General features: G+C 47.3%; 27 protein-coding genes. 1 reads left to right on the forward strand and 26 read right to left on the reverse strand.

Annotation, left to right across the window (positions count from 1 at the left end; translation table 11 throughout):
- The first annotated feature begins 111 nt into the window (after positions 1–111).
- Positions 112–864 carry a FliH/SctL family protein gene (locus ACO0LM_RS02270; protein WP_423033918.1) on the forward strand — a complete coding sequence of 251 codons (753 nt, stop codon included), beginning with the start codon at positions 112–114 and terminating at the stop codon, positions 862–864.
- Here the strand turns inward: ACO0LM_RS02270 and ACO0LM_RS02275 are convergent.
- From ACO0LM_RS02275 to ACO0LM_RS02400, 26 genes are all read right to left on the reverse strand, one after another.
- Entirely contained in the window at positions 861–1,283 is a 423-nt protein-coding gene (locus tag ACO0LM_RS02275) for a hypothetical protein (RefSeq protein WP_423033920.1), read from the reverse strand. The two genes, ACO0LM_RS02270 and ACO0LM_RS02275, sit on opposite strands and share 4 nt — an antisense overlap.
- Positions 1,284–1,315: 32 nt before the next feature.
- Positions 1,316–1,978 carry a sigma-70 family RNA polymerase sigma factor gene (locus ACO0LM_RS02280; protein ID WP_423033922.1) on the reverse strand — a complete coding sequence of 221 codons (663 nt, stop codon included), beginning with the start codon at positions 1,976–1,978 and terminating at the stop codon, positions 1,316–1,318.
- A gap of 102 nt (positions 1,979–2,080) precedes the next feature.
- Positions 2,081–2,782 carry a flagellar type III secretion system pore protein FliP gene (gene fliP / locus ACO0LM_RS02285; RefSeq protein ID WP_423033924.1) on the reverse strand — a complete coding sequence of 234 codons (702 nt, stop codon included), beginning with the start codon at positions 2,780–2,782 and terminating at the stop codon, positions 2,081–2,083.
- 67 nt (positions 2,783–2,849) lie between these two features.
- Positions 2,850–3,281 (reverse strand): flagellar biosynthetic protein FliO, encoded by a 432-nt coding sequence (locus ACO0LM_RS02290; protein ID WP_423033926.1) that lies wholly within the window; start codon positions 3,279–3,281, stop codon positions 2,850–2,852.
- A complete protein-coding gene (locus ACO0LM_RS02295; protein ID WP_422981856.1) occupies positions 3,281–3,595 on the reverse strand; it encodes a FliM/FliN family flagellar motor switch protein in 315 nt (104 codons plus the stop codon). The genes ACO0LM_RS02290 and ACO0LM_RS02295 overlap by 1 nt, the downstream gene beginning before the upstream one ends.
- A 41-nt stretch (positions 3,596–3,636) precedes the next feature.
- Entirely contained in the window at positions 3,637–4,422 is a 786-nt protein-coding gene (locus ACO0LM_RS02300) for a FliM/FliN family flagellar motor switch protein (RefSeq protein ID WP_423033928.1), read from the reverse strand.
- Positions 4,423–4,430: 8 nt separating this feature from the next.
- Positions 4,431–5,603: a flagellar basal-body rod protein FlgF gene (gene flgF, locus ACO0LM_RS02305; RefSeq protein WP_423033930.1), complete on the reverse strand. Its 1,173-nt coding sequence runs from the start codon at positions 5,601–5,603 to the stop codon at positions 4,431–4,433.
- Positions 5,604–5,626: 23 nt separating this feature from the next.
- Positions 5,627–6,028 carry a flagellar hook assembly protein FlgD gene (locus ACO0LM_RS02310; RefSeq protein ID WP_423033932.1) on the reverse strand — a complete coding sequence of 134 codons (402 nt, stop codon included), beginning with the start codon at positions 6,026–6,028 and terminating at the stop codon, positions 5,627–5,629.
- 1 nt (position 6,029) lies between these two features.
- Positions 6,030–7,082: a hypothetical protein gene (locus ACO0LM_RS02315; protein ID WP_423033934.1), complete on the reverse strand. Its 1,053-nt coding sequence runs from the start codon at positions 7,080–7,082 to the stop codon at positions 6,030–6,032.
- Entirely contained in the window at positions 7,079–7,546 is a 468-nt protein-coding gene (locus ACO0LM_RS02320; RefSeq protein WP_423033936.1) for a hypothetical protein, read from the reverse strand. The genes ACO0LM_RS02315 and ACO0LM_RS02320 overlap by 4 nt, the downstream gene beginning before the upstream one ends.
- On the reverse strand, positions 7,543–8,886 hold the full coding sequence (locus ACO0LM_RS02325) for a FliI/YscN family ATPase (RefSeq protein ID WP_423033938.1): 1,344 nt from the start codon (positions 8,884–8,886) through the stop codon (positions 7,543–7,545). Before ACO0LM_RS02325 ends, ACO0LM_RS02320 begins: the two co-directional genes overlap by 4 nt.
- A gap of 88 nt (positions 8,887–8,974) precedes the next feature.
- Positions 8,975–9,484 carry a hypothetical protein gene (locus ACO0LM_RS02330; RefSeq protein WP_423033940.1) on the reverse strand — a complete coding sequence of 170 codons (510 nt, stop codon included), beginning with the start codon at positions 9,482–9,484 and terminating at the stop codon, positions 8,975–8,977.
- Entirely contained in the window at positions 9,484–10,956 is a 1,473-nt protein-coding gene (fliF, locus tag ACO0LM_RS02335; protein ID WP_423033941.1) for a flagellar basal-body MS-ring/collar protein FliF, read from the reverse strand. Before fliF ends, ACO0LM_RS02330 begins: the two co-directional genes overlap by 1 nt.
- A gap of 11 nt (positions 10,957–10,967) precedes the next feature.
- Entirely contained in the window at positions 10,968–11,249 is a 282-nt protein-coding gene (gene fliE / locus ACO0LM_RS02340; RefSeq protein ID WP_423033943.1) for a flagellar hook-basal body complex protein FliE, read from the reverse strand.
- 38 nt (positions 11,250–11,287) lie between these two features.
- The gene (gene flgC / locus ACO0LM_RS02345) at positions 11,288–11,722 is read right to left on the reverse strand and encodes a flagellar basal body rod protein FlgC (protein ID WP_423033945.1); all 435 of its coding nucleotides are present in this window, start codon (positions 11,720–11,722) and stop codon (positions 11,288–11,290) included.
- A complete protein-coding gene (flgB, locus tag ACO0LM_RS02350) occupies positions 11,722–12,105 on the reverse strand; it encodes a flagellar basal body rod protein FlgB (protein ID WP_422981878.1) in 384 nt (127 codons plus the stop codon). Before flgB ends, flgC begins: the two co-directional genes overlap by 1 nt.
- A 63-nt stretch (positions 12,106–12,168) precedes the next feature.
- On the reverse strand, positions 12,169–13,302 hold the full coding sequence (locus ACO0LM_RS02355; protein ID WP_423033947.1) for a flagellar basal body P-ring protein FlgI: 1,134 nt from the start codon (positions 13,300–13,302) through the stop codon (positions 12,169–12,171).
- Positions 13,302–13,874 carry a flagellar basal body L-ring protein FlgH gene (locus ACO0LM_RS02360; RefSeq protein WP_423033949.1) on the reverse strand — a complete coding sequence of 191 codons (573 nt, stop codon included), beginning with the start codon at positions 13,872–13,874 and terminating at the stop codon, positions 13,302–13,304. Before ACO0LM_RS02360 ends, ACO0LM_RS02355 begins: the two co-directional genes overlap by 1 nt.
- Positions 13,875–13,879: 5 nt before the next feature.
- Positions 13,880–14,815: a flagellar basal body P-ring formation chaperone FlgA gene (gene flgA, locus ACO0LM_RS02365; protein WP_423033951.1), complete on the reverse strand. Its 936-nt coding sequence runs from the start codon at positions 14,813–14,815 to the stop codon at positions 13,880–13,882.
- Between the two features lie 49 nt (positions 14,816–14,864).
- A complete protein-coding gene (gene flgG / locus ACO0LM_RS02370) occupies positions 14,865–15,638 on the reverse strand; it encodes a flagellar basal-body rod protein FlgG (RefSeq protein ID WP_423033953.1) in 774 nt (257 codons plus the stop codon).
- A 46-nt stretch (positions 15,639–15,684) separates the two neighbouring features.
- The gene (locus ACO0LM_RS02375) at positions 15,685–16,431 is read right to left on the reverse strand and encodes a flagellar hook-basal body protein (protein WP_423033955.1); all 747 of its coding nucleotides are present in this window, start codon (positions 16,429–16,431) and stop codon (positions 15,685–15,687) included.
- A 54-nt stretch (positions 16,432–16,485) separates the two neighbouring features.
- Positions 16,486–18,555 (reverse strand): flagellar biosynthesis protein FlhA, encoded by a 2,070-nt coding sequence (locus ACO0LM_RS02380; protein ID WP_423033957.1) that lies wholly within the window; start codon positions 18,553–18,555, stop codon positions 16,486–16,488.
- Positions 18,552–19,652, reverse strand: coding sequence for an EscU/YscU/HrcU family type III secretion system export apparatus switch protein (locus tag ACO0LM_RS02385; protein WP_423033959.1), 1,101 nt, complete (start codon positions 19,650–19,652; stop codon positions 18,552–18,554). The genes ACO0LM_RS02380 and ACO0LM_RS02385 overlap by 4 nt, the downstream gene beginning before the upstream one ends.
- Positions 19,653–20,414: a flagellar biosynthetic protein FliR gene (locus ACO0LM_RS02390; protein WP_422981894.1), complete on the reverse strand. Its 762-nt coding sequence runs from the start codon at positions 20,412–20,414 to the stop codon at positions 19,653–19,655.
- Positions 20,415–20,420: 6 nt separating this feature from the next.
- A complete protein-coding gene (fliQ, locus tag ACO0LM_RS02395; protein WP_422981896.1) occupies positions 20,421–20,687 on the reverse strand; it encodes a flagellar biosynthesis protein FliQ in 267 nt (88 codons plus the stop codon).
- A gap of 903 nt (positions 20,688–21,590) precedes the next feature.
- A complete protein-coding gene (locus ACO0LM_RS02400) occupies positions 21,591–22,205 on the reverse strand; it encodes a hypothetical protein (protein WP_423033961.1) in 615 nt (204 codons plus the stop codon).
- Positions 22,206–22,245: the final 40 nt, after the last annotated feature.

A 22,245-nucleotide genomic window follows, 5' to 3' on the forward strand; every position in this document is an offset into this window, starting at 1 on the left:
ATATGGGCCATTTATATTTTATCTATGATATTAACTACTAATTCGCTCATTAAATGTACTAAATGGGCATTCAGCGGGTATCATTGAGTCGTTGAACTATTTAGAACTTCCATGGCATCAATTATTCGCTCCGCAACTTTATCTGGCCATAAACGCACGCTGGCTACGCGTGCTACGAAGGATAAACCTCCAGAAAGTCCAGATGTTCCGATTGCCAGCAATTCGGCGAATGAAGAGCAACCCGGCGCTAAACCAAATATAGTCAAGCCAACAGATTCAAATAAAGCTGTCAATGATCTGGTTGAACAGGCACGACTTTCTGTATTAGCGCAAATCAAGGATGAAGCAGAGGCTGCTCGTGAGTTGGGCCGTCAGCGCGGATTGCGCGAAGGGCGTCAGGCGGGCTTGGAAGAGGCTAAATCTGAATTTGCAGCAGAATTTTCCCGAATCAAGTCGATGACCGAGAAATTGCCAATGGCAATCGAAACCGGCATTAAAGGGATTGAAGACTTGGCTGTGGCAGTTGTATTTGAGTCTGTCTGCAAAATTCTTGGCGATACCGTTGTTTCACAGGATGGTGTTAAGGCTATTGTGAGACAGGTTGCCCAACGAGTCAGTATCAGAGAAAAGCTAGTGATCAGGCTCAACCCTTCTGATTTCAAAATTCTCGAAAGTGGCGGTATTCTTGAATCGACATTGCCGGCACCAACGTTGGAACAAATATCATGGATAGCTGATTCAGACATAGCTTTGGGCGGATGCATACTCGAAACAGCAGTGGGTGATCTGGATGCCAGATTAGAAACGCAATTAGAAAATTTGCGGATGACACTGCTGTCGGCGCGAAAATCTCAAGCCTCTTAAATATTGGCTTTTCCGTCGGTTGCGGATGTGGCGTCTTTTCCTAACAGGTCGGCAACAGCCTTGTCTATTAATGATGCGATTTGTGGATCTTCCTCCATGGCCGCCTGGATATCATTCACCATTTGATAGAAAATCGGGTCGTTAATCAAATCTTCACCCAACTCACTCAGCAGAACAGATTCCAAAAAAATTCTAAAGACTTTTTTACCTTTCTTGGGGTCATCTGGGTTGATGCTCTTAATTCGCAGAGACACCAATTTTTCAATTTTATCTGGCCCTTCAGGTGATTTTTGGCGGTCCTTTTTTTTGCTTGCTTCACCTTTAACCGCATTTGCAGATTTACCTGCATGACGAACCTTATTCGCCATTTGCGTACGCATTAGAGCGACAATTTGATTGATGCTGTCTATTCCTGCCATTGAGTTCCCTTTTTAAACCGACGCTACTTACCTTACAATACTACATCACGCAGTTCAGAATTTCGTATGGCCTTATGCAATAATTTTAGGGCATTTTTATGTAATTGCGAAATCCTGCCCCTGGTTAACTGCAAAGTCTCAGCGATTACATTAAAAGGTAGATGGTTCAGGTAGTGCGATTTAATAATAATGCGTTCTTTATGTGGCAAACGATCGACAAGTGCCCTCACCTTCTCGCGCAACTGTTTTAACTCCAAACCGCCGTAAACGCTATCTTCAATAGTGGCTTCAGCATGATGATAAGCGAGGGGGTTATCTAGCATATACCCTAAGGCAAAGCTAATAGCGATCTCAGCCAATTGCTGGAAAGTATCCAATTCGGGCTCAGAAATAACTGATTTTACTGATAAGCGTCGCTCCTCATACAGCCGCTTTCTGGTCGCTATTTGCTCTCGCTTCTCGGTCATCTGTTCCAAGCCATTCAGAACTGAACCATTGATGCGATGAGAAGCAAAGGTGGTAAACAATATCCCTTTAGTATGGTCAAACTGATCCACTGCATGTATCAACCCCATGCTGGCTAGCTGCATATACTCTGCAAAATCGAGATCATTATCAATGCGTTTTGCGAAAAGCTTGGCTGCTAGTACACGTGCAAACGGCAAATAATTTTCTATTAATCGCTGACGTGCCAAGTCATCCCCACTTTGCATGCTATTCCATAAAATTGCTTCTGCTATTGGGGGTGTTGAGTCGTATTTTTGCGATTGATCTATCTTCGACACGTGGCGAATAAACTATTGAAAAGTACCCAGCAAGGCTCGTATGACGATATTCCAGCCATCAATCAACACGAACATCAGTATTTTCAAGGGGAGAGAGATTGATACAGGAGGCACCATCATCATGCCCAGCGACATCAAGATGGTGGAGACAATTAAGTCGATCAAAACAAACGGCAAAAAGATGACGAAACCAATTTGAAATGCAGATCGCAACTCAGATAACATGAATGCAGGTATTAACTGTACCGTTGAAATATCATCTATGGTCTTTGGTTCAGGGCTTTTGGCAATTTCTACCATTAGCTGCAAATCTTGCTCACGCGTTTGGCGCACCATAAATTCTCTAATAGGCTTTAATCCAATTTCAAACGCAGGCCCGGCGGCCATTTTTCCATCCATAAACGGTTGAAAAGCGTTTTGATTTACTTGCGTCAGCACTGGTGACATAGTGAACAATGTCAGGAACAAAGCCAAGCTGATAAGCACTGTATTGGGAGGCGTTTCAGGCATGCCAATAGCATGTCGCATCATCGAAAGAACAACAATGATACGAATAAACGAAGTCACTGATACCAATAAGGCCGGTGCCAGGCTCAGAACCGTTAACCCTAATAGCACTTTCAGCGCAGCAGATACTTGCGACGTTTGCGAGATATCATTCGCAACACGCACATCTACGCCAGGCAACGAGAAAACTGAGCCGTTGGCAGCCATACTTTGACTAACTGCGAATAGGGTCAATATGAGCAAGCCAGCTTTCAGGCATTGCGAGAGCCGGGGCTTAAACATCACTCGCCACACTTTCATCCTGAGGCTTGACAGGGCTACTATTGAGCAGTTGCAAGCCATGCGTGCTTTCGGCGATCAACAATTCTTCCCCATTATATTCAACAACATACAGCATGCTTGTTTTGCCCAGGCGAATGGCTTCGACAGTTCTCAGTCTGCGTGAAGACTTGATCCCTCCACCCCCGATTTTATCTCTATACCGTTTCAGGCCAAGGACAATGCCGTAAGCTGCGCAGGATGCCAGGAACAAGGCTGCAATACTCTGATAAGCCATCGTATCATTCGATTGTTTATCTTGCTTGAACGGGATGGCTGTATGTGGAGCGGCTACAGAGGTCTGGGCCATAGCCGTTCCCGCTTCGAAAAAAATTCCGAATGCAAAGAAGCAGCGCAGATACCATGCTTGCACCAAATAACGAAACATTACTTTTTGTCCGATTGCGGCAACTCAGAAATTTGCACGCCAAAATTGTCATCGACCGCCACCAATACACCTCTGGCAACCACATTGCCATCCAATAAAACATCGACAGGTGCATCAACAGCAGTATTTAATTTCAGAATATGGTTCTCTCGCATAGTCATGAGTTCGCCAATACTGACCTCGGTCTCCCCTACCCTGATTGAGAGTTTGACTTTTACGCCCTGGACTACATTCAAATTACCATTCAATAAAGATTGACCTGGCGCATGTGCGCTCAACTCTGATAATTCGATGGCGTGTGTTGATGAATTCATTTTGTTTCCTATTTACTCTACTATGCTGCTTATAATTAGCATCAATGAGGTTTTACGACTTCGATAGCAAGTGATCCTGCTGAGCTACCAAGATGGGCATTACATACAGTAATATGATCCGCTGTCATCACCCGCAAAGTCTGGTCTAGCTTATTGGGCAGTTTCAATACGTCACCAATGGCCAAGGTACTCAAGTATCCCAGAGTCAATTCGGCGTCACTTACTTCTACATGCAGATTCACCGGCGTTTTTTTCAGCGCTTCATGCAAAGAAGTCAGCCCTAATTTTGAGCGTGCCGTTTGCGTTTTCCCGATTTGAGGTATTGCTGCAGCTGGCAGTAAAACGCGTAGCACGTTTGCCCCAATACTTATCTCGCAAATAACTGCACCTGATCCACGTTTGAATAAATGTGTCGGGGGTGAAAAAACGGCCGATTCTGGCTGAATTTCAAGCTGGCAGATCGCAGTGATAATTTTGTCGATGAGTTCATCCAGCGCTTCCACAATTACTTTGCCAGCAAATGAAGCACTTTTATTTCTTTCGACTGTGGCATCTGCCTTATCCAGTCCAAATACAGATTGCTCCAGACCACGAGCAAGGGTTTCAGGAATGTGGAACCAAACAGTGCTGCCATTTTGCAAGTGCCGCTGCCCCCAGTGAGCGTTCAAGAAAAAATCGGCTTTGTATTGGCTTGCGGGTACGCAAGAGGCCGTATTTTCTACCGGTAGATCCCAAGATTTGGCCCATAGTTCCAAACTGTTTTCGACTTGAGCCGAAATCGCATTGGCAATACTATTTTTCAGCAATAAATAAGGAGACACATTCACTATCGCACTTAGCCTTTCATATGCAATAAGGTATCCAACATTTGATTCGCTGTACTAATCAACTCTGACGATGCCTGATAACCGCGTTGCGTAATAATGATTTCGCTAAATTCTTTAGACAAATCTACGTTGGAGCCTTCCAGGGATCCGCCATCAATGGTACTCAAATTACTGCTTGCCACACCGAGAGAGACATCTTGCTGACGTGTGCTCTTGAATTTATTTCCGCTGACGGCTACAAGGTGGTCGGTAGAACTGAAATTAGCCAATGCCAATGTTTGATTCTTTGATGTCTGGCCATTGGTATAGGAAATAACCAGGTTACCTTGCCCATCAAAACTTGCATTGGACATATCCCCCTGCGCAAAACCGTCAATACTTGCAACGGCCAGTGTTGATGCACCTGTCGCGGCACTGGTAGTGCTGGCGTCGAGAGTCATCGTGAGCGAGAGAGGCGCAACACCTGAAGGTGAATAGGTAAAGGCAACTGAGTTGTGCGCTGAATCCAATACGCCGCTGATGAACTTCACTTCACCTGTGCCTACCGTATCATTGCCATCCTTGATGGTTACCAACCAGCTGCCAGGTGTTGCGGCGTTATTATTTTTAAAATTGACCGCAAGCGTATGCGTACCGCCGACGGCATCAGTGACGATGACACCGCCAACAGCTTTATCTGTATCGGCAGTTGATAAACGGCCGGATAACTGGATAGCCTTGGTTACCGATGCAGCATTTGTCTTTAAGCCTGTGATGCTGATATCTTGCAACACGCCCTGGTTTGTCAGTGCCTGCACATGATTACCATCCGCATCAACCAAAAAGCCTTTGCTGTCGAATTTGAATGAGCCATCACGTGTATAGAAAGTTTGGCCCTGGCTATCGCGCAACACAAAAAAACCATTACCGTCGACAGCAACATCCAGGTCATTACCGGTCTGATTGATCTGTCCTTGTGCAAAGTTGACCACGCTAGGCAAAACTGCCAGGCCAGCACCTGAAGCTGCGCCTTGGTGGCCACCACTGGCACTATCACCGTCATGCGAGAAAAAGCTGCTGAATTTGGCGTTCGAGCCTTTAAATCCAGGCGTGTTCAGATTGGCGACATTATTACTAATCGTCTGCAATTCTTTCGAAAAGCCAGTCAATCCGGTCGTTGCAATTTTTATTGAGTTCAACATAATGATTCCTTACCGAAGTGGCTTTAACGAATATCAAAGACTTGTTTGAGTGCGATGCCGGAAATATCCTGTCCTGTTGTCGGATGTATTGTCAGCACAGGCGCATTTCCGCTAACAGAAATATCGATGACAGTTCCTGTTGCGGTAGCGCCACCATTGGTAATGCTGACCACATGATTGAGCAAACCTACTGACTGCACGGCAGTTTGCACTGCCAATAACTGGTCCACACTAGCTTTCAATTCCTGAGTTTGCGCCAACTGAGAGAACTGGGCCAGTTGCGCGACGAAAGCGGTGTTATCCATAGGCTTCAATGGATCTTGTGCATTCAATTGCGTCAGCAGAATTTTCAGAAAATCCTGTTGATTAATATGCGCCTGCCCACTTGTTGCAGAGCTGGCAGGACTTACACTGTTGAGTGCCATATTAGTGTGCTTTCTCTAAGGAATTGATGGATATATCGCGGGTATCTTTGTCATCCAAAGACTGCGCGAAATCATCGCTTTTCGATAAAGATGCTTCGTCTTCCGTGTCGACATCTTTATATTTAAAAACGAGTTCTCCGTTAATCGTTGCACCATTCAGACGCAGGCCTGATTCTGCCATTTCACTTGTCAACTGCTTGATAAGCAAGGGAGTCTGTTCGGCACTGATATCCTGATCCCTGATCCAGACGTTGACATTTTGATCGTCAGTCGTGACGTGCATCATGCGTTTTTGCCAGACTTGTTTATCCTGTGCAGGCTCTGCTACATGCCCCATTTCTTCTTCAGCGACATCCAAATCTTCACCCTGAGATTCGCTTTGGTCAAGATGGCTTGCACGAGATATGTCACGTGAAAACTGAGAAGTGCGTGGCGATATAGGTTGCACCGAAATCACGTCAACAGAATTGTTCTTGCCTGGCAGTGAACTATTTTTAAGGGCCTGGGCTGCAGCACTACCAGTTGACAGCATCGGCTGAGAAATGGCAGAACTCCCGGCTTGACTAATGTCATATTTACCCGGCATCAAGTCGAGCTTGCTGCCTGCTTCAGCGCCGGCCGCAATCACATCCATCGTTGCTTCGCTTGCGGTTGAAACCGCTTGTGCAGATGTTCCCTGATGGTTGCCACCAACTTGCTTTTGCTCTACCGCTTGAGGATCATTTCCCTGAGTGCTATCGTTGACAACGTTGCCAGATTTCGCAACTTGCGGCGTCACTGGATAGATTTCTCTTTTTGTAAGCGCTGCTTTTTCCTGGGTATAAGCTTGCTCTGATAGTGGCTTCACATAATTTGACTCAGGTTTCATGCCTGGCTTTTGCGCCTGAATGGGCGAAGCATTAAAACTGCCGTGCTGATTCAAATCAGACAACATGGAAAGTTCCATTTGACGTAACCAGTTTTCGTGTTGGCTATCCAAGTCATTTTTTACGGTATGCACATCACGTTTGCCGATATCAGCAGGTAATTGAAAAAATGCGCTAATCTTTGTCACGTTGATTTCCTCCAGTGCATACGCTGCAGCCAATTATCGTCTGATAATTGATATTCTTTTTTTGCTGCATCCTGATCAAATTCATTACCTACTGCTTCTTTATTTTTTTCAAGGTTATCGACAAATTTCCTGACTTCATTCAGTTTTAACTGCACCTCGTCACGCGTAGCAATAAGTTCCTGCAATTGAATGCTTTCTTCCTTCTGTTGACGCTGTATCTGCAGCAGATAGTTATGTGCCATGCGCTGGGCGTCAATGTTGATAATGGCCGCATGCTGCCTTTGCTTCATCAACTCCATACGTGCTGATGCGATTGCCTGATCAAGGCTATCCACTTTCAATTGCTGTTGATTCACTTTGGCATTGTGTTCTGCCAGGTCTTGAAACAGGTCATTCATCTCCCACTCGGTCTTCTTGAGTACAGGGTCCAGGGCATAATGAAATCCGCGTCGGTCTTTTGTCATTGCAACGCGCCTTCACTTAACACTTTATTGCCGACAGCATTTGCCATGATAGCGCGTAGTTGCGCCAAGACTTGTCGCCGATCAAGCACGGCTTCGTCCCGCTGACGCAAAAACTTGACCAGTTCAGGCCACAACTGAATCGCCAAATCAATCTCTGCACTGCTGCCAGCGCGATAAGCACCCATGTCAATTAACTGCCGATTACGTTCGTAAGTTGCCATACTGTCCAGCGCATCATGAACCAAATTCTGATCTTCGGACGAAATCAGATCGCCCAACAAACGACTCACACTATGCAATACATCAATTGCCGGATAATGCCCCTGTTGGGCAAGCCGGCGGGACAGCATGATATGTCCATCCAATGTCGCTCGTAACATGTCAGAGACTGGCTCGTTGAAATCATCGCCTTCCACCAATACCGTATACAGCGCAGTAATCGCACCACCCGATGACGCCGTTCCACAACGCTCACACAATTCAGGTATTTCCGCAAAAACGGATGGCGTATATCCCCTCGCCGTTGGCGGCTCACCTATAGACAATCCAATTTCACGCTTCGCCATCGCAAATCGGGTTACCGAATCCATAGTCAGCATGACTTGCTTTCCGTTATCGCGAAAATACTCAGCGATGGCTGTTGCCGCATAGGCTGCACGGGCACGCGCCAAGGCAGGCTGATCAGAAGTAGCGACAATCACTACAGACCGCTTTATGCCCTCTTCTCCCAAATGCTTTTCAATGAACTCCCGTACTTCCCGTCCACGCTCACCAATCAAGGCAATCACATTCACATCGGCAATCGTATGCCGGGCGATCATACCCAATAGCGTGCTCTTGCCAACCCCACTGCCCGCAAATATACCGACGCGCTGGCCTTTACCTATCGTCAGCATGCCGTCAATACAACGTACGCCCGTCTCCAGAATGTCGGTAATACGCGGTCTGGAAAGCGGATTCAAAGGCATCGCTTTCAAAGGACGGTATTCAGATGCTGGCTTCAACGGCAAACCATCCAGAGGTTCCCCAAAAGCATCAATGACCCTGCCTAATAAATGCTCTCCAACAGCAATACGCGGCAATTGTCCCGTTGCGAGAACTTCACTTCCAACACCGATGCCGTGAATTTCTCCATAAGGCATCAGCATTACCCGTCCATCACGCAAGCCAACTACCTCTGCCTTTAATTTGCGGTCACCATACCGGGTTCGTATTTCACAGATTTCACCGACCAGCACATCAGGGCCAGTTGCTTCAATACTTAACCCAGCCAATTGGCGGACGTGACCTAGCTTTTGAACAAAGTCAGCTGCTTTGATAGCGTTGAGAACAGCTTGCATTAAAGCGCTCCCATCCAGGCAAAATATGCACACAATGCATTTCCGCACAGTGCTAGCCTGGTGTCATGATCAAAAACAGATTTCATGCTCATCGACCAAGTACCCGCAAAAGGCGTTGGCTCCAACTATTCGGCCTGGCCTCATCTTCGTTCGTATTGAATGACGCATTGCGAGCGAGTTTCAATTCTTGAAGTAAATGAGACCTCAAACTTTGCCTTGCACGTGGTCCTGGCTGCGGTAACTGCATATGCTTGAGTTTGTCCGCCTGAGCCGAAGTCATGGATGCAAGATACTCTTGCTTCCATGGCCAGTTCTCTAAAGACAACACCTGCTTGATCAGCCAAACAGGCTCACCGCTCAAAAGCAGTTGCATATCTGCCGCAGATGCGGCTTGTAATGCATCAAGTTTGCCACCAGTTTCGGAAATGCCTAAATTAGCCAGCATACTCCGGTCCACTGGGATGCCTAAATCCTTTAACTCGGCAAGATGGCTACGCAGCGTCACTTGATCATCTTTACTCAACTGATCAAGTATCCAACGCTGATCCTGCACACCAAGACCATGAAGCAGTAAAGCTGATTGCCTGTATCCGGACATTAGTTACGCTCCAGCGAGTTTTCTCTGGAGTTTTCCAACCAGCCTGTCACTTGCGCCAAAAGCCGCTTTCTTTCATGCTCACTCAAACTTCTGACGGTTGCAGGGCGACGTGTCAAACGGATAGCAAGTATGATCAGGAAAAATCCAGCCAACCCAGCCAAAGTCCAGACAACATACTCATTCTTATAGGTAAATCCTTGTGATGCAGTATCTGCAACGGCCTTCGCGGGTAATACTAACGGTGTTTCGTCAATCAATATTTCACTTGCCGTGGAAGTGGCTACGCTGGCTGGAATACTTGAAATCTGTTCGACAGAATAAACCGCGACGACATCGCCACGTGCCTTGTCTATACCAACAGCGGCAGCAAGCAACTCTTTCAAACGCTCCTGCTGTGCTGGCTGCAGACTATGGTGAACCACGACGGCGATATTAAGATGATTCACCGCGCCAGCAGCCGAAATGACCTGCTCTACCTTGCGTCCAACCTGGTATTCAACTTCACGGCTACTCTGGGTAAGGTCACCAGTAGCGGGGTTATTTGTGGTTTCCGCCTTATTGCCACGATTCGTTTCATTCGCAGTCTGCTTGTCCCTGACAATCACGCCCGTAGGCTGGCCTTCAAATTTGGAATCAGCAGCCAAAGGGCTTTCAGTGGTCGTCTTCTTTTGCTCATGATTAAGCGTGACATCAACACTGGCAATTCCCTGCCCTGCACCAAAAGTCTTGTCCAACACTTCCACGACTTTTTTATTGAGATACGCTTCAATCGCACGTTTTTCATCCAGGCCGCTGGATGACGAAATCATATCCTGTCCGGGTTCACCACTTTTCTTTGTCAGGGCAATGCCATGCTGATCCAATATCGTGACATCATTGGGCTTGATGTCTGGGACAGCCGCGCCCACCAGACGCTGTATGCCCTGTATTTGTGCCATATCCAGAGTCTTGCCGGGTTTGACCGCAATCGTGATGGATGCTTTTGGCTGAGTGCCAATTTTCTTGAACAAAGCTTGTTCGGCCAATACTAAATGAACCCGTACTGACTGCACTTCGTCCAGCGCAGAAATCGTGCGCGTCAACTCGCCTTGCAAGGCACGTTGATAATTGATCTTTTGGGCGAACTCGGTCATGCCGACTTCGCTGTTATTGAACAGTTCAAAACCGACAGCACCACGCAAAGGTAATTCCTTGCCAGCCAGCTTCAGACGCGTCTTGTACACCATCTCGGCAGGCACAAGAATGGTATTGCCGTTACCCACCAGGCGGTAAGGCACCTTCATCTGATCCAGTTCGGCCACCATGGTCGATGCATCCTGCGGTGCCAAATCGGCAAACAGAACCTGATAATCGGTACGCAAAGTCATGGCACCAATTGTTACGGTAGCGATTACGATCAGCAAAACACCAAAGATCAGGCCAAACCGTGCGCGGCGATCAATACGCCGCCAAAATTCAATAAAATCGTTCACTTGCTATTGCCTTAAACTTGCATCTGTAAAATTTCGTGGTAGGCATCCAGCACGTGATTTCTGACTTGCATCACGAGTTGCATAGACAACTTGGCTTGTTCAAGGTTGATCATGACCTGGTGCAAATTACTGGCGTCGCCTGCGGCAAGTTGCTGCACACCTTTATCGGCCGTTAAGAGCTGATCATTCACCTGTGACAATTGCTCTGAAAACCAGTTTGCAAATTGTGCCGTTGGTGGTGCTGAAAAAGATTGCCCTGCTCCCGAAGTTCCTGCCAAATTCAATTCGGGCATGGAAATCGCGGGTAAAAAATTGATTGCGTCGACAGTCATCATGCGCCTCCCAGTTCCAGTGCTTTCAAGGCCATACGTTTGGCCGCATTCATCGCCACCACATTGGCTTCATAGGCGCGCAATGCACTGGAAATCGTCACCATTTCCGTAACGTGGTTTATGCCAGGCATGGACACATAACCCTTGTCATCAGCATCAGGGTTGCCCGGTTCATACACCTTGCGTGGCGCGACATCAACTTCTTCGACTTTGGTGACTTGCACGCCACGTAAAGTGGCACCAGACATGCGCTCGAAGTCGACTGCAAAATTGTCACTGGCTTCAACCACCTTAACACGCAAAGGTTTGTACAGCTTGCCATCCGCGCCTTTGGTGCTGTGCAGGTTGGCAATATTGTTCGCTGTTATATCCAGTCGCAACTTTTCTACATTCATGCCTGTCGCGCTGATCGCGAATGCATTACGATAATCCATTAACGTTTCCCTTCAGCTACGGCTGAACTCAGTATGGACATATGCTTGCCCATTGCTTTCAGTAAAGCTTCATATTGCACCGTGTTTTGCGCCATATTCGACACTTCTGTATCCAGCAGCGCTGTACGGTCCGCATCCGTTACTGGTGCCAATCGCTCTATAAATGGCAATACACCGCGCAACATATCTGGCTGCACGGTTTTCCCTTGCGCCAGAGTGGAACGAATGGCGTCCATCTGCTGTTCAAAATTGACGGTAGCAGGGCGGTAGCCAGCCGTATTCACATTGGCGATGTTATTGGCAATAGCCTGATGCCTGAGACTGGCCGCATCCAGCGCCGTCTTCAGCATATCCATCGTCACCGCTTCAGTTTGTCCAAACATCTGAATTTCCAAAATGAGTTAATTGGTTAATTGGATAATAGTTGCTACGTTTCTTCGTACACATTACTGAATAATCAAATCTGCCCGTAGCGCCCCTGCTGCTTTGACAGCGCGCAAAATGGAAATAATATCCCTTGTGCTGGTTTTAATCCGGGTCAGAGCCTGAATCAAATCTGCGACCGTGTTGTTGGACGCGCTGACATAACCGGATTCAGATTTTTCGGATACATTCACGCGAGAATTTGACACGGTTTCGGTGCGTATTTCTGCCGCTGTATTTCTAACCAAAATAGGCTGCGAAACCGAGTTATCTGTGATGATGGACAATTTAAGATCACCGTGAGACACAACCACCTTCGCGATACGCACATCGCCACCAGAAACGATCGTCCCGGTCCGTTCATCGATTACCACCCTGGCACGGGTATCAGGTTCTATATTGATTTTTTCTATGCGTGTCACAAAATCGACCAGATATTCACGATTCGCTTCTGGCACACGAATTTGCACACCTTCCGCATCTTCCGCCTTGGCCAACTGTTCACCAAACGCTTCATTGATTGCTGCAGCGATTCTTGAAGACGTCGTATAGTCAGCATCAGTCAACGTAAATGTCATCGTGTTTTCACGACTCAATATCTTGGCCTGTACACCAACTTCCACGATGGCGCCAGCGGGAATAGAACCAACCGTCGGGTGATTTTTTTGCGCCACATTGCCATTCATATCGTACTTGTAACCACCTACAAACAAAGCCCCCTGCGCCAGCGCATAGACTTTGCCATTGGGCGCCTTCATTGGTGCCGTCAGCAAGGTACCACCCACCAGGCTGCGTGCATCACCTATCGACGTTACCGTGACATCAATGGCATCCCCCTGCCGCGCGACAGGAGGAAGTTTTGCAGTAACCATCACAGCGGCAACGTTGCGACTTAACACCAGATCAGGCTGCACCACCACATCAAATTGTGCCAATACATTCGCTATCGATTGCCTGGTTGCCTTGTTATTGGGTGAATCGCCGGTATTCGCCAGACCCGTTACCAGCCCGTAACCAACCAGCGCATTTTCGCGCCAGCCAGAAAATTTGCCGATATCCTTAAGCCGCACCAACTCAGCGCCTGTCACGTTGCCACTGAATGCCAGTGCCACCAAGACAAAAAAGAAACCACGTAATGGGGAACGAAGTAAAAACATCAAAATCCCACCCAGGTAAATAATTTGGACCAGAACCCAGGACGCTGATGATTAGCCAGCTCACCATCACCGGCATAACTTATTTTGGCATCAGCCAGCCTGGTAGACAAAACCGTATTATTGTCTGCAATATCAAGTGGCCGCACTCGCCCTTCAACAGTGATTTTTTGCTGATCAGAATTAATTTCCAGCAATTGCTGGCCCTTAACCAACAGGTCGCCATTATCTTCAATGCCCATGACCGTTACACTCATCTGCGCCAACAACTTGCCACTGCGCTGAACGGTACCACCACCGTCAAAATCATTATTGACCGAAATACGTGCCTGATTATTTTTTTGATTGAGCCCTACCTGTGCACCAATTTCACTTTTTCTTTTCAAATTAGTGTCAGCATTGGAAGATGCACTTGAACTTTCGTAGATCAGCACAGTCAATACATCACCAGGCAACTGCGCACGCTTGTCCGACGCCAGTGACCGATAGTTGTTCTCATTATATAAATTATCAGACCATGCCAAAGAAGGCAGTGCCGACAATAACAGCATGAATGCAAAATAAAATGGTTTCATTATTCTCAATTTCCGATGACCTTCGCAACACCCGGGGCCACTACAATAGCGGCAATAGTGTCAGTTGCCGCAGTCGGCTTTACCTGTATCCGTTGACCAATTTCGCCATCAGCCATGGCAATACCACGAGATTCCAGTGTCAGTGCGCCAGCGCTCAGCAGCAAATTAATAGTATCACCATGGCTGATAGCCATCGGCACCTGAATATAACTGCGGGTTAACGCCATGCCTGCCTGAATATTTCTTTTCAGGTTACCCTTCAATGCCGCACAATCAGCCGACACATTAGTGCCATCCAGGCTGGCCACATCTAACTCCTGAACCAACAAATCTTCACACGTCGGCGTTACTCCCTTGGGCAGATCACGTTTGGCTACCAGCGTTTTATCAAATACTTTGACTTTGACTGGCACGCGTACCGAACGACTAAACACACCAGCGACGGCAATATCCAGCCATACCGTCACCTTGCTGTGCATCGCATCTGCCATGGTCAAAGGACGAGGTTTAATATCAATCTTACCTTCGGCCAGCAGTAACTCTGGAAGACGTTCTGCCAATTCCACTTCAACCTGGTTTTGTCCGTTACTCAGTATTTGTTTTATATGCGACTCAACAACTGCAATCAGTTGTGTGTTATCAAAAAACTTTGCCAGTCGTTCCACTTTAACAGTATCTGCACCGCGCCACTCTATACCTTGTGCCTGCCCATTGGCGCGCACGATCCGGTCAATTTCCTTGCGACTATAACGCACACTGTAACCCGGCAAAGGTGCAGTCCCAAGATCGATTGATCCCAGGGATTTGCTGATGGCATCACCTGGCTTCCCACTATCTGATTCCATCTGAATAATATCTGCCAGCTTGACCCTTGGCGCATTGACCATCACATCAGGCCGCAAGGACGCAACCACACCTGCCATAGCGGACGTGGCATACATTCCAAGAGCAAATAAAAGCGAGACAGATAAGCGCATGACCAATATCGATTTAGCGCCTCAGATTATTCGTCAACGACATCATTTCATCCGAAGCCTGCACGATTTTCGAACTCATCTCATACGCGCGCTGAGCAATCATCAACGTCACCATCTCATCCACCAAGGAAACGTTGGAACCTTCCAGGGTATTCTGAGCAACAGTGCCAAAACCAGCCACACCCGGTTTGCCATATGTTGCATCGCCTGAAGTTGCGGTTGGCTGGTAGACACCACTTGCCACCATTTTCAAACCAGCAGGATTAGAAAAATTCACCAACTCAATTTGCCCAACCTCCGTAGCTTGCGACTGGTCTGCACCTTGCGCCATCACCTTGCCGTCGGTACCGATAACAATACTGGTCAAATTAGGTGGCAAATGAATCGATGGCTTTAACACCTGGCCGCTACTGGTCGCCAAATAAGAATCCTGATTCACCTGCAAGGTACCGCCACGCGTATAGCCGTGGCTGCCATCAGCCAGGGTCACTTCAATGAAACCACTGCCGTTGACGGCAATATCCATAGGCGAATTGGTTTGCGTCAGTGCGCCAGCAACAAAATCTCTGGACACATTTTCTATGCCTATACCCAAGCCTACTGGATTTAGCGTTGCCAAAGGGATTTGCGAAGAAGCACTGCCATCAACATGCAACATCTCCTGAAAATTGACACGGCCTTTTTTGAAACCAGTCGTGTTTACATTCGCCAGATTATTGGCAATGGTATCAATGCTAGTTTGCTGAGCTTGCATACCTGTGGCGGCGATATAAAGAGAATTATTCATAAATTTCTGTTTTCAATACTTTGCTATGAGTCCAACCAAGTGTTTTTTAAAACTCGCCCAGTTTTTGTATGGCTGTGTTCAGCATCTCGTCATAACCTTGAAACAGTTTTTGAGCCGATTCAAAGTGTCTTGTTGTTTCCATCATGGCGACCATTTCACGCATGGGTGTGACATTCGAATTTTCCAAAAAACCTACCTGGATTTCTGACTTGCTTTCCATTGCTTTATTTTCTGCATTGGCTGGCTGTATCAGCCCACTCAGTGTTTTGACCAAATTCTTGGGGTCATCAAAACGCATGATCTTCAATTGAGCGATCTGAATTTCGCCCTGCATCACACGTCCTGAATGATCAACACTGACGTCATTTCCACGCACCTGGATATCACCACCCAGTCCCTGTACAGCATACCCCTGAGAAGAAACCAGGCGGCCACTGCCATCCACATGAAAATCTCCTGCCCTGCTATAGGCCGTTCCTTCAGGTGTCATTAATTCAAAATAACCGTCACCCGCAACAGCAAAATCCCAAGGCTTGCCCGTTTGCTTGATTGCCCCTGTAGACAAATCCAAGACGCTACCAAGGACATTCGATTTTTCAACGGTACGGCTAACGTCCCCGGCAAGTTCAGTCCCTTTCATGACTGCATCAAAAAGGCTGGACAGTGGTTTGGCAGTAGGAATAGCGCGCTTATAACCAGGCGTGGCCACGTTCACCATGTTCTGACTGACGGTATCCATATACTGCAGATCATTCTGCATACTTTGCACAGCGGTGATTAACGCATTTACCATCTGGTTCACTTATCAATTTATGGGTTCAACAACATACATTGCGATCGAAGGCTATTACAACGACAAAGTTGCAAAAGCACGCAACTCTAAAGTATTCGGCACTTCAGCCAACGACACCACCCGCAATTGCGGCACCATGCGTTCAGACAATACACGCATATGTCGCCTCAATTCTGGTGCACACAACAACACCGGCAACAAATTACTCTTCATCATTTTTTCTGCATGCTTGGCCACACCGGTAATCACCTGTTCGGCAAATTTCGGCTCTACTACCATCGACCCACCAGATTCCACCGCACGTATACTTTGCATCAAATTGTGTTCTATCGTCGGGTCCAGCGTCAGCACCTGCAATACATTGCTGCCTTGCGTTAGTGACTGGCAAATCAACGCCCCCAAACGCTGCCTGACCATTTCAGTCAGGTATAAGGTGTCCTTGTTAATCTTGGCCGCATCAACAATGGTTTCCACAACAGCATCCAGATTGCGGATAGAGACTTTTTCTTTCAATAAATTCTGCAATACCTTTTGTATTTCACCCACGCCCAACACCGTCGGCACAACTTCTTCCACCAGGCCCGGCTGCGATTCACGCACACGCTTTAACAAGCGTTCAGTTTCCTGGCGGGTTAACAAGGTGGCAGACTGCTGACGCAATACTTCACACAAATGTGTCATAAACACCGTAGGCGGTTCTACCAACGTATATTTACCCGCCCTGGCTTCCTCTGCCTGTGATTCTTCTATCCACAATGCTGGCAAACCATAGCTGGGTTCCTTGGTTTCCACGCCTTGCAATTTGATACCCTCAACCGCTGGCTTTATTGCCAGCAATTTTCCCGGCATCAAATTACCACCGGCGACTGTCACACCAAAAATCACGATCTCATACGCATGTGCCGCCAGCCTGGCACCGTCACGGAAACGAATATTCGGCACCACCAGGCCCGATTCCAGTGCATATTGCTTACGGAATGCAGCAATGCGCTCACCAAAAATTGCGCGTTCAGTTTCCAGCATCGGTGTCAAATCCACACCCAACAACACCTCGGCAGCTTCAACCGGCAACAGGCCATAAGCATCCTGCTCTTTGTCCGCTAATTTTGCAGCAGCACCAGAGGCAGTGTCAGCAGCAGCCCCCTGCCCTGCTTCATCTTCTTCCTGATTGACCGCAGCACGACGAAACATCACCAATGCCACATAAAAGCTGATTAATATAAGCACTGGCCACGCCGGAATACCCGGCAAAAATAACAGACCCAGCAAAGCAGCCGCCACCAGCCATAAGGTCTTGGTGAACGACGTAATCTGCTGAAATGCCTCAACACCCAGATTTGTATCAGAAGAAGAGCGCGTTACAATCAAACCCGTACCCACTGAAATAACCAGTGCAGGCACTTGCGTCACAATACCGTCACCAATGGTCAGCAAGGTGTAACTCTTCAACGCCTGGTCCCAATGCATACCCATTTGCATGACGCCAATCACCAGGCCACCCACGCAATTAATCAGCATGATGATAATGCCGGCAATGGCATCACCCTTGACGAACTTGCTGGCACCATCCATAGCACCATAAAACGCTGCTTCTTTACTGATGTTCTTGCGACGACGCTGCGCCTCTTCCTGATCAATAAAGCCCATATTCAAATCAGCATCAATACTCATCTGCTGACCAGGCATGCTATCCAGCGTAAAACGTGCAGCCACCTCTGAGACCCGCTGCGCACCGTTCGTCACCACCACATACTGCACGACCACCAGGATCAAAAACACGATCAGGCCAATCACATAATTGCCGCCAACCACATAAGAACCGATGGCACCAATCACCCTGCCCGCATCCGCATCGCGCAAAATCAGGCGCGTGGCAGAAATATTCAAAGCCAGCCGGAACAAGGTTGCCACCAGCAACATAGATGGAAAGGTAGAAAACTCCACCGGCTTCGCCATGTAAAACGTCAACAACAAAATCAGCAAGGCAAAACTGAAATTCGCCAGGATCAAAAAATCCAGCATCTCTGACGGTATAGGCGCAAACAACATGAACAACACGCCCACCACCAGCAACACCATCACGATGTCAGTATTTTTCTGCAATACCTGTCTTAATGCACTCATGTAAACGCCCCACGCACAGAACCTGCATTTGCCTGCTGCCGGTTCTTGCGCATCGCATAAACCCAGATCAGAATTTTTGCCACTTTAGGATACATATCCTCAGGCACAAACTGATCAGAATTCAGGCGCTTATATAATTCCCTCGCCAATGGCGGGTTTTCCACCACTGGAATATGATGCTGCCTGGCTGCTGCACGCATTTTTGCAGCCAGCTCCCCCTTGCCCTTGGCCAACAACTTCGGTGCCGGCATTTCACCATGGCGATAAGATATCGCCACAGCAATATGGGTAGGGTTAGTAATCAACACATCGGCTTGCGGCAACTTGCCAACGGCCTGTGACTGCTTCAACAACTCCATACGCAACTGCTTGATACGCTGACGTATACGCGGATCGCCTTCGCGCTGCTTATGTTCGTCACTGATATCTTTATGACTCATACGCATTTTTTTTGCAAATTCCCAGCGCGTATACAGCAAATCAATCAAAGCAATGATCAGAATCGCCAAAAACAACTTAAACAAAAACGGCCCGATAGTGCCCAGCACGATCGCCGCATGCGCACGTGCATTGATATAAGTCAGCTTCAGCATCTCAGGCATCAAATGCATGAGCGCACCCCAGCTTACACAACCAAGAATGGCCAGCTTAACCAGGCTACGCAAAGCATCATAAATAAGACGTTTGGAAAAAAGGCGCTGCAGACCAGTGGCCGGATTTAACTTGGTAAAGTCTGGCGTAATCGGATCAAAACTGAAAATACCACCCACCTGCCCCACATTCGCCACAATGGCAACCACGCAAATAGCGATCAACAGTGGCGCAATGGCACCCATGCTATCCACCAGGGCATTCAACAACCACTGCATGGTCGCCACGCTTGACCAATCTGCCCGCCCTGCGTCTTGCAGCAATTGCTGCGCAATACCCAATTCTTGCCTGGCCATGCCAGGCCCAACCGCAAAGCAAATGCCGACTAGTGCTGCCAGCACAGCAGCAAAAATCGCCTCATTGCTTTTCGCAACCTGCCCCTTCTTTTGCGCTTCGCGCAGTTTATGGGGCGTGGCTTCCTGGCTTTTGTCAGTATCTTCAGACATTTACAGCATGTCCTCCCAAAACCCGAACAAAGAGCCAAATGCCTTCGTTGCCACAGACGCAAAATGACCACTGACATACGCCAGCACAGCCAGACCCACCGCAATCTTGATCGGCACGCTCAACATAAAAATATTTAACTGCTGCAAGTTGCGCGACAACACCGCCAGACCAATCTCAACCAGAAAAAGACAAAAAAATGGCGGTGCAGCAAGCATCAAACCATAACTGAACACCGTGCCAAACTGCCTGGCCAACAACATAGGCGGCGGCAATTCCAGCATCTGACCAAGTGGAATTTTCTCAAAAGAATAAGCCAACCCGCGCAGCAAGGTGTGGTGCGCATCCATCGTAAAAAACAGCGCCAGTGCCACCATACCGAACAAAGCAGCAATCAACGGCGCATGACTGCGGGTAGTCGGGTCAAAAATATTGGCAATATTGAAGCCGATTTGCAAATCCAAACAATTGCCCGCAAATGAAAAAGCAGCAAACGCCACAAATATACCAAATGCCATCAACGCACCCAGCATCACCTCGCCCAGACCAGCCATCACCAGGCCAAACAAATCCGTGGGAACAGCCGCCGGCGTCAACTGCATGCCAGACACCAAAGAAAATGCCAGCGTCGCCACCAAAATCACACGAATACGCATCGGCAAGCCCAGTGCCTGCCAGATGGGTGTCATCAGCAATAAAGCGGCCAAACGAAGGGAACATAATAAAACGGCAGTTACCCAACTAGCAGATGCTGTAAAAATCATGGGCAACTAAAAATAATTGGGGATATTTGTGATCAACTCTCGTGCAAAAATCAAGAGCTTGCGCAACATCCACGAACCAAACACCGTCAACGCCAAGATGGTCGCCACCAGCTTAGGGATAAAGGTCAGTGACATATCCTGAATCTGCGTCACCACCTGCAACACACTAACAGCCAAACCAACAACGAGAGTACAAATAAGAATAGGCGCACAGATCAACAGTGCGCCCCATAACAATTGCTCCATCAAGTGCAGTGCAACATCAGACCCCATCACCCAATTCCTTCAAGCCACTTCCCTAAAACACATTCCAAAACTGGAAAACGGCAACCCAAAATCGAGCGCGGCCCTCATGAACACCACATAACCAAACAACGAATAACTAAAGGGCAAAAAGCGAAATAAGGCAATAATTTATTGCTTTACAGCAAATTCAAGCCTAGTGTTACGTCCATTTGTTTAGAAATGTTACGGAATGTTACACATCAATGCCGGGCGTGTCAATACACACTTGCGGAGTGCCGTACGCATTTTTATATAGTGCGTAACACGCTTGATTCCTATTTTTAGAGTTATACGTCTAATGTACTTTATCGCTAAACCACCAGCATCAAAATAAAAAGTGGATAAACTAACAAGAAATCGCTTTCCGGTTTCGGCTCCCGCAAATCTGCGTTGGTGTCTGGATGTAAGTGGCAAAAAGTTGATGCTGACATCCGTATTACACTGCGCCGTACCGGTGCAGTGTCTTGTGGCTTCGGATAGTTTGTTGTGTGGGTTTTATATACGGCGTTTATGATGCGTTGAAGGGACAATAGTTTTACGGCGTACAGGCAGGATAACTGTTCGGGTGTTGGTGCGTCTCCCGCATGAGTTTTGCGCAAAATTTAAGCAGGCTGGCTAAATCAATTTGTGTTGTTGATTGAAATTTTGGTATTTTGCTGTTTGGAGTTCATTGAAAATCCGCCATTTCCTGCAAAAATGCAGGTTAGGTGGAATATATTCGGTCAATCGAACGGCGAACAAGGCAACGAGACTGGAAAAGTGCCCTCACCCGCTTTACTATCCAGTTTGATGACCGGATGTCGCAGAAATAAATGAAAAACCGTTTACACAAAATTCCGGACACCCCCAATTCCGGACATCCCCAGTCTTCGATCTTCTGATTCAGAATTGTTATTCTGACTCTGGAATATTGCAATTGGCAATTTTGGAAAAAGGTACAGTTTCAATAGCCCCAGTTTGCCCCTGTTTGAAATAAATCAATGCATTCTTCTCAGTAGCCTTTGTCACCCCCATTTGTATATAGCCTGCAGCACTAAATTGGTCGATAGAAATTGATTGACTACGCTGCGACTTTTCTTGACATTTTAACAACCAATATTCATTTTTATTATGTTCCCTAGAAAGAGATCCATCTACAGGGCGCCAAGCAAGAATTATTTCGCCTGTAATTTTTACATCTAACATCTTAGATCTCTTAGGACCATATTGTGCTCGCCAAATACGAATACTCTTTTCTTTAGGACTAGCCAAATCACATTCCGCTATTAAATACGGGTCCCCTCCACTATTTAGTAAATTAAAATCAATGACTCGACATTGAGACAATGTAGGAACCCATTTACCAACGTATATTTGCTGATTTTGTGGCAATGCATGACATGTGATAGTTAATAAAAAAATAAAACCTGTGATCTGAGTATTGAGCTTCCCCTGAAATTTAGTTCCCCAAAGGTGACGTAAAATAAACGTAACTTTGGAAAGACAAATGATGAACAGGATACCCAAAAAAGCTTATACGACCGAATTCAAAGAACTGGCCGTCAAA

The sequence above is a fragment of the Undibacterium sp. Di26W genome, from assembly GCF_049340265.1.
In the GTDB taxonomy this organism is placed as follows: Bacteria; Pseudomonadota; Gammaproteobacteria; order Burkholderiales; family Burkholderiaceae_D; genus Undibacterium.

What these genes read in the sequence shown, in the direction of transcription:
- flgA (WP_423033951.1), bottom strand. Translation starts at nt 14,815, where the DNA reads ATGTATGCCACGTCCGCTATGGCAGGTGTGGTTGCGTCCTTGCGGCCT.
- fliP (WP_423033924.1), bottom strand. Translation starts at nt 2,782, where the DNA reads ATGGCTGCCAACGGCTCAGTTTTCTCGTTGCCTGGCGTAGATGTGCGT.
- ACO0LM_RS02320 (WP_423033936.1), bottom strand. Translation starts at nt 7,546, where the DNA reads ATGACAAAAGACCGACGCGGATTTCATTATGCCCTGGACCCTGTACTC.
- ACO0LM_RS02390 (WP_422981894.1), bottom strand. Translation starts at nt 20,414, where the DNA reads ATGATTTTTACAGCATCTGCTAGTTGGGTAACTGCCGTTTTATTATGT.
- ACO0LM_RS02330 (WP_423033940.1), bottom strand. Translation starts at nt 9,484, where the DNA reads ATGTCCGGATACAGGCAATCAGCTTTACTGCTTCATGGTCTTGGTGTG.
- flgC (WP_423033945.1), bottom strand. Translation starts at nt 11,722, where the DNA reads ATGGATTATCGTAATGCATTCGCGATCAGCGCGACAGGCATGAATGTA.
- ACO0LM_RS02375 (WP_423033955.1), bottom strand. Translation starts at nt 16,431, where the DNA reads ATGGTAAATGCGTTAATCACCGCTGTGCAAAGTATGCAGAATGATCTG.
- ACO0LM_RS02270 (WP_423033918.1), top strand. Translation starts at nt 112, where the DNA reads ATGGCATCAATTATTCGCTCCGCAACTTTATCTGGCCATAAACGCACG.
- flgG (WP_423033953.1), bottom strand. Translation starts at nt 15,638, where the DNA reads ATGAATAATTCTCTTTATATCGCCGCCACAGGTATGCAAGCTCAGCAA.
- ACO0LM_RS02355 (WP_423033947.1), bottom strand. Translation starts at nt 13,302, where the DNA reads ATGTTTTTACTTCGTTCCCCATTACGTGGTTTCTTTTTTGTCTTGGTG.
- ACO0LM_RS02360 (WP_423033949.1), bottom strand. Translation starts at nt 13,874, where the DNA reads ATGAAACCATTTTATTTTGCATTCATGCTGTTATTGTCGGCACTGCCT.
- fliQ (WP_422981896.1), bottom strand. Translation starts at nt 20,687, where the DNA reads ATGGGGTCTGATGTTGCACTGCACTTGATGGAGCAATTGTTATGGGGC.
- ACO0LM_RS02380 (WP_423033957.1), bottom strand. Translation starts at nt 18,555, where the DNA reads ATGAGTGCATTAAGACAGGTATTGCAGAAAAATACTGACATCGTGATG.
- flgF (WP_423033930.1), bottom strand. Translation starts at nt 5,603, where the DNA reads ATGTTGAACTCAATAAAAATTGCAACGACCGGATTGACTGGCTTTTCG.
- fliE (WP_423033943.1), bottom strand. Translation starts at nt 11,249, where the DNA reads ATGCCCGAATTGAATTTGGCAGGAACTTCGGGAGCAGGGCAATCTTTT.
- ACO0LM_RS02275 (WP_423033920.1), bottom strand. Translation starts at nt 1,283, where the DNA reads ATGGCAGGAATAGACAGCATCAATCAAATTGTCGCTCTAATGCGTACG.
- ACO0LM_RS02325 (WP_423033938.1), bottom strand. Translation starts at nt 8,886, where the DNA reads ATGCAAGCTGTTCTCAACGCTATCAAAGCAGCTGACTTTGTTCAAAAG.
- flgB (WP_422981878.1), bottom strand. Translation starts at nt 12,105, where the DNA reads ATGTTTGGACAAACTGAAGCGGTGACGATGGATATGCTGAAGACGGCG.
- ACO0LM_RS02310 (WP_423033932.1), bottom strand. Translation starts at nt 6,028, where the DNA reads ATGGCACTCAACAGTGTAAGTCCTGCCAGCTCTGCAACAAGTGGGCAG.
- ACO0LM_RS02385 (WP_423033959.1), bottom strand. Translation starts at nt 19,652, where the DNA reads ATGTCTGAAGATACTGACAAAAGCCAGGAAGCCACGCCCCATAAACTG.
- ACO0LM_RS02295 (WP_422981856.1), bottom strand. Translation starts at nt 3,595, where the DNA reads ATGAATTCATCAACACACGCCATCGAATTATCAGAGTTGAGCGCACAT.
- ACO0LM_RS02290 (WP_423033926.1), bottom strand. Translation starts at nt 3,281, where the DNA reads ATGTTTCGTTATTTGGTGCAAGCATGGTATCTGCGCTGCTTCTTTGCA.